We start from the raw sequence: 5,238 nt of genomic DNA on the forward strand, positions 1-5,238 counted from the left end.
TTCGCTATCCGTTCGCCCTTAGCGTGCAGATACGTCACTTTCGTGTAGTCACCCCATTTCGCGCATCGGCCAGCATCGCCGTCGTCCGCGCTGGCTGGCTCAGGGTCTGGACGATTTGCTAGCCCGACGACCGGGGCAGGCCGCGACATGGCTATCCTGGCTGCGCAATGCGCCACAATCGCCGGCAGAGCGCAACATCCTGCGCCTGATCGGACGGCTCGCCTATCCGGCACGAAGCAACATACAGCGTGGGTCTGGATGTCAGCCAGCGCAGCACGAGCATCTGTGTTCTCGATCCCGACGGCAAGACCGTGGTGGAAGGGCAGGCGAAGACTAACCCGTTCGAGATCGGCCGCTATTTGCAGAAGCGCCTGGAAGGGCCGCTGAAGCTCGGTATGGATCGCATTCTGGCTCTACCATGGGCTGCGCAGGAGCGGCGTCTGGTTGAGAAGCGTCTTGAGGCGCAGGGGCGGTTAACCTGCACCGTCAGACGTAGCGCTCACTTATCGAGAAGATCGTTTGTGCCTTTGGCGCTCGGCTAAACAGCGCATGGAAAGCGTCACCTGCTGCAGCTATGCCCTGTTCTGCCAATGTCCGCGTCGGCCAATAAAGTTCGCGCACACCGATCACCGAGGGGCCGGGGAGGACGAGCTTTTCGATCGGATGGCACCGGGTATGGCGAAATGCGCCAAGACGCTCGCCAAGTGCGAAATCGTCGTCTCCGGCCCAGGCCGTGCCGCCTTCCTCGAACACCACCTGGGTAAGCTTGGCGAAGTTCGGTCGTCGGTCGATCGACCAGTTATAGGCCGCCTCGTCACCGCGCAGCGCTTCGGCGCGGCTTTTGAGAACCTCTTCGCGTGCGAAAACGGCAAAGAAGTTGTCCATGTCGACGAAATTCGGCTCATCTTTCAGCGCATAGGCCACATAATCAGGATCGGTCACGAAGGCGGCAGCGTCCGCTTCGCTGTCGAACCAGACTTCGGCGATGCCTTCGTAGCGGTTCTGATCGGCATCGAGGAAATCGACGTCGACCTGATGGCTCTGGACATAGCGCTTGATAATCCGGATGCCTTGTCCCAGCGAGCCGTGGGGATAGCGCCAGTGATCGTGAAACGCCTGAGGCGTCATTCCCACTCTCCGTGCGAAGACCGCCATCATTCGTATTGCGCTCATAGTCCGGTTCCCAACGGTTCTGGCAGTTCAGATTGCGGTGTAGCCGCCATCGGCAGCAATGGCGGCGCCGGTGACGAACGAAGAGGCATCCGACAGCAACCAGGCTGCCGTTTCGCCGATCTCCGCCGGTTCGCCATATCGACCGATCGGGTGGGCGGTTTTCAGGAATTCCGCGTGCGAAGGCTCGTTCTCGATCACCGACATCAGCATCGGAGTGCGGATAGCGCCCGGTAGAACTGCGTTCACGCGGATTCCCTGTTGCCCGTAATCGACGGCAGCGATCCGCGTCAGCCCGATAACGGCATGTTTGGCTGCGATGTACTCGCCATGTGCGGGGATCGCGACGGTGCCGCCAACCGACGCCGTGTTCACGATCGAACCGCCGCTCCCCGCTTTCAGCATCGCTGCGATCTGATGTTTCATGCAATGAAAAACGCCGAGCACGTTGATATCCAGGGATCGTTGGAAATCGGCGCTCGTCAGTTGATGAAGCGGCACGTTGACCGGCGGCAGCCCCGCATTGTTGAATGCGCCATCAAGGCGACCGAATTCGGTGATGGCGAGTTCCACGGTCGACCACGCGTTGTCCTCGATACTGACGTCGCAATGGCTGTAGACGGCGTTGCCACCTTCCGCGCGTATCAGTCTGACCGTTTCCTCGGCTGCGGCTTCGACGATATCGGCGACAACCACATTCGCGCCCCGACGGGCAAGAATAAGGGCGGCAGCGCGGCCGATACTGCCGCCTGCGCCCGTCACGATATAGCTGCGTTGCTCCAATCCGGACATTGAGGACCCCATTTTTGACTGACGGGCAAGTGAAGGGCGCTGCCTGTCAGATGCCCAGCGCTTCGCGCACGGTCCTGGCGTTCACCCAGCGATCGACGTGGTGAAGGTTGTGGCGGATCTGTACTTCGCCATCCTGCAACTGCATCGTATCGTATGCGCCGGCCTCGATGCCGCGCTGGGTGCGTTCGGTGTTCGTCACGTCCTCCAGCAGGATTTCCGCGATGCGCGTGATATAGAGTTCCTGTTGCAGCTTTTCCCGCCCGGTCAGTGGCTTGGGTACATGAAACTCGGCTTCCCACCGCGTGCGATTGACGCTGATCGGCCAGAACCTGTGCGACCAGAAACCGCCGGGCGAAAGGTTTATGTGCAGCGTGGGAAAAGCGACGGCGATGTCCAGCGCCCAGTGTTTCGATTGCTTGGGATTGATCGCGGGATGATCGAGATACTCGGTCATCCCCGCCGTTTCCGCGGCACCCAGCACGTTGCCGGTATCGCGGTTCGCATAGGCCATCTTTTCGACCATCGCATCTTCGGGCGGAGCGTAGTCCGGATTGCCGAAAGTGGAAAACTGGCGGTGTGGTCCCCAGAAGCGTGCATCGAGCGGGCGGGAATGCGGATTGACCGCGCTGGCGAAAGTCTTGCCGATCGTCGCCGGGTGGATCGAAGGGATATGGTAGGTTTCCGAAAAGGCATCGGCCAGCACTTTCCAGTTCGCATCGAGATGCGCCTCGAAATAGAGTGACGTATCCGTATTTTCCCAAGAAACCCCGGCAAACCGCGTTCCGAAGTCTCCAAGGAATTCCTGCAGGCTGACTTCGGGCTGCTTCTGGTGGTTGAGGAATATCCAGCCTTCCCACACATCGGTGGCGATCGGCACGAGGCCGCATTTCTTCTTGTCGAGATCGAAGAAGTTCGCCTCGTCTGGCACGCCCATCAGGCTGCCGTCGTTGCGGTAGACCCAGTTGTGGTAATTGCAGGAGAAGCGCGAGGCGCGGCCGCGCTCGGTCAACACCACCTGATTGCCGCGATGGGCGCAGACATTGTAGAACGCCTGAATTCTGTCATCGCTGCCGCGCGTCACCACGATCGGCGCGTTCCAGATCTCGATGGTCTTGGTGAAGAAGCTGCCCTTTTCGGGAAGCTGTTCCACCCGGCCCACGGTCAGCCAGGCGCGCTTGAACAGATTTTCGCGTTCTCGCTCGAAATAGGCGGGTGAACGATAAGGCTCGCAGGAGACTGGACCGGTGCCCAGTCCGGCGGTTTGCGTCAGATCGCTGGTGCAGATGCTGGCAAGCTCGGTCATCTCGTTCATGCGACGAACTCCTTTACAGCGTTGGCTCTGCCGTCCGCAGGATGCGGACCTGGTGCGGATAGGGCGAATTGTGCGCGCGCGGCTGCTTGTGCAATTCTACGGACATCGCCGCGTGAGCCAGCGCCAGCTGTAGCCTGAACAGGCGCAGCGTCGGCGCCGGCATCGCGTCGAGCGGAAAGGTCTCGACATGGTCGAGGATGGCTTCCGAACGGGAGAGCAGCACATCGTAGAAGCGGGTTATCTCCGCCATAGTCGCGCGCGCCCGGATATCCCATCGTTCCTGCGCCGTCTCGCCGATCCAGTGCGGCACGAATTCGAGAAGATCCTCGAAGCCGGGGGGCAGCACGGGCTCCTCGTCGAGCGCGGGGGCCGGCATCAGATCACCCGCTCGGCCGATGCCAGCATCGTGTAATGCTGGCCGGCCTGTGCCAGGAGCGCATCGAACGCCGCGCGATCACCCGCCACGCCGCGTTCGAAATCGGATAGCGTCGGCCACCACAGTTCGCGCGCGCCGATGAACGGCGAGGTGCCCTTGTGCACCGCGTCTATCGCGAACGAGCGGACATGCCGAAACGCGCCGATGCGATCGCCCAGCGCCTTGTCCTGATCGCCTGCCCAGGCCGGATTGCCATCCGCCTTGACCAGTTGCAGGATCTTGACGCTTACCGACCATTCGGTGGGCGACCACTGCACGGCCGCATCATCGGGATCGTCCACCGCCGGTCGCGAGCGGATAATGTCCTCCTCGAAGAAGGTGAACTTCAGTCCGTCCATGTCGACGAACAGCGGTTCGTCGGGGATGTTGTATTTGCGATGCGCGGGATCTTTGCCCATGTTGAGCGCATCGTCGAGACTGTCATACCACAGCTCGGTAATGCCGTCGTAGGCCAGCTGTGTATCAGGCAGCAGCGGAGAGACGATCCGGTGCGATTGCACATAGCCGCGCAGGCACGCGATCTTCTTGCTGAGTGTGCCGTGCGGATGGCGCCAGTGATCGTGGAACTGCTGTTCCGAAATGTCCTTCCGGCGCGGGATCGTCGCGAGTATCTTGATGCTGTGCATGGAGGCTGCTCCGTAAAATGATCAGATCGCGGTAAAGCCGCCGTCTGCTGCAAGGCAGGAGCCGGTGACGAACGAAGCCGCGTCGGACAGCAACCATACGGCGGCCTGGGCCTGCTCGTGCGGTTCGCTGAAACGGCCGATCGGGTGGATCGAGTTCAGATAGGGCTCAAGGCCCGCATCATTGTCCATCGCGCGCTGCAGCATAGGCGTGCGCACCGCGCCGGGCACAAGCGCGTTCACGCGAATGCCGTGCTTGCCATAGTCTGCCGCCGCCACGCGGGTCAGCCCGACCACCGCATGCTTCGCGCCGACATATTCGCCGTGCATCGGCACGCCGACCACGCCAGCGGCGGATGCGGTGTTGACGATCGATCCCTTCGTCCCGCGCTCGATCATCGCAAGGATCTGGTACTTCATGCACAGGAACGTGCCGGTTACATTGATATCCATGCTCTGCCGAAACCGTTCGAGCGACACTTCGGCAAGCGGCAGTCCGGCCTGCGGGATCGCCGCATTGTTGAACGCGCCGTCAAGCCCGCCGAACGCCGCCAGAGTCTGCGCGACAAGTGCCTTCACGTCCTCTTCCTGTGCGATGTCGCACCGGAAATAGGCGGCCTTCCCGCCAGACGCAGCGACGACCGCCTCACCGGCCTCGTCGTTGATGTCCGCCACCGCGACGTTGGCACCACTGGCCACCAGCAATTCCACGGTGGCGCGCCCGATGCCGCTGCCACCACCCGTCACGATTATCGTCTTGCCGCTCAAATCAGACATCTATCCCTCCAACAGTTTCTTATCGGCGTTCCGGTTTCATTACTGGAACTTGAAGCGCACGGTCATGCCATATTTGTAGGCGATTGCAAAGATACTGGCCTCTGCTCGCAAACAGCGCGGATTTCTGC

7 protein-coding genes are annotated in these 5,238 nt (G+C 61.3%); 1 reads left to right on the forward strand and 6 read right to left on the reverse strand.

The window, feature by feature from the left end; translation table 11 throughout:
• The first annotated feature begins 248 nt into the window (after positions 1–248).
• Positions 249–542, forward strand: a complete 294-nt coding sequence (locus tag SPHS8_RS20105; RefSeq protein WP_145907151.1) for a hypothetical protein — start codon at positions 249–251, stop codon at positions 540–542.
• Here the strand turns inward: SPHS8_RS20105 and SPHS8_RS20110 are convergent.
• From SPHS8_RS20110 to linC, 6 genes are read right to left on the reverse strand one after another with little or no spacing between them, the layout of a single operon-like run.
• Positions 487–1,173 (reverse strand): EthD domain-containing protein, encoded by a 687-nt coding sequence (locus SPHS8_RS20110; RefSeq protein WP_011627728.1) that lies wholly within the window; start codon positions 1,171–1,173, stop codon positions 487–489. The genes SPHS8_RS20105 and SPHS8_RS20110 overlap by 56 nt on opposite strands.
• A 27-nt stretch (positions 1,174–1,200) precedes the next feature.
• Complete coding sequence (locus tag SPHS8_RS20115) at positions 1,201–1,962, reverse strand: SDR family NAD(P)-dependent oxidoreductase (protein WP_007682039.1); 762 nt, start codon at positions 1,960–1,962, stop codon at positions 1,201–1,203.
• 46 nt (positions 1,963–2,008) lie between these two features.
• On the reverse strand, positions 2,009–3,274 hold the full coding sequence (locus SPHS8_RS20120; protein WP_106000995.1) for an aromatic ring-hydroxylating oxygenase subunit alpha: 1,266 nt from the start codon (positions 3,272–3,274) through the stop codon (positions 2,009–2,011).
• A gap of 13 nt (positions 3,275–3,287) precedes the next feature.
• Positions 3,288–3,650, reverse strand: a complete 363-nt coding sequence (locus SPHS8_RS20125; RefSeq protein WP_007682395.1) for a hypothetical protein — start codon at positions 3,648–3,650, stop codon at positions 3,288–3,290.
• Positions 3,650–4,336 carry an EthD domain-containing protein gene (locus tag SPHS8_RS20130; protein WP_007682394.1) on the reverse strand — a complete coding sequence of 229 codons (687 nt, stop codon included), beginning with the start codon at positions 4,334–4,336 and terminating at the stop codon, positions 3,650–3,652. The genes SPHS8_RS20125 and SPHS8_RS20130 overlap by 1 nt, the downstream gene beginning before the upstream one ends.
• Positions 4,337–4,357: 21 nt before the next feature.
• Positions 4,358–5,110 (reverse strand): 2,5-dichloro-2,5-cyclohexadiene-1,4-diol dehydrogenase LinC, encoded by a 753-nt coding sequence (gene linC, locus SPHS8_RS20135; RefSeq protein ID WP_013039118.1) that lies wholly within the window; start codon positions 5,108–5,110, stop codon positions 4,358–4,360.
• Positions 5,111–5,238 lie beyond the last annotated feature (128 nt).

The organism is Sphingobium sp. S6 (assembly GCF_905120495.1).
Taxonomy (GTDB): Bacteria; Pseudomonadota; Alphaproteobacteria; order Sphingomonadales; family Sphingomonadaceae; genus Sphingobium; species Sphingobium agri.

Bases quoted from the DNA above. Each gene is read 5' to 3' on its own strand.
- SPHS8_RS20115 (WP_007682039.1), bottom strand. From the start codon at position 1,962: ATGTCCGGATTGGAGCAACGCAGCTATATCGTGACGGGCGCAGGCGGC.
- SPHS8_RS20125 (WP_007682395.1), bottom strand. From the start codon at position 3,650: ATGCCGGCCCCCGCGCTCGACGAGGAGCCCGTGCTGCCCCCCGGCTTC.
- SPHS8_RS20110 (WP_011627728.1), bottom strand. From the start codon at position 1,173: ATGAGCGCAATACGAATGATGGCGGTCTTCGCACGGAGAGTGGGAATG.
- SPHS8_RS20130 (WP_007682394.1), bottom strand. From the start codon at position 4,336: ATGCACAGCATCAAGATACTCGCGACGATCCCGCGCCGGAAGGACATT.
- SPHS8_RS20120 (WP_106000995.1), bottom strand. From the start codon at position 3,274: ATGAACGAGATGACCGAGCTTGCCAGCATCTGCACCAGCGATCTGACG.
- linC (WP_013039118.1), bottom strand. From the start codon at position 5,110: ATGTCTGATTTGAGCGGCAAGACGATAATCGTGACGGGTGGTGGCAGC.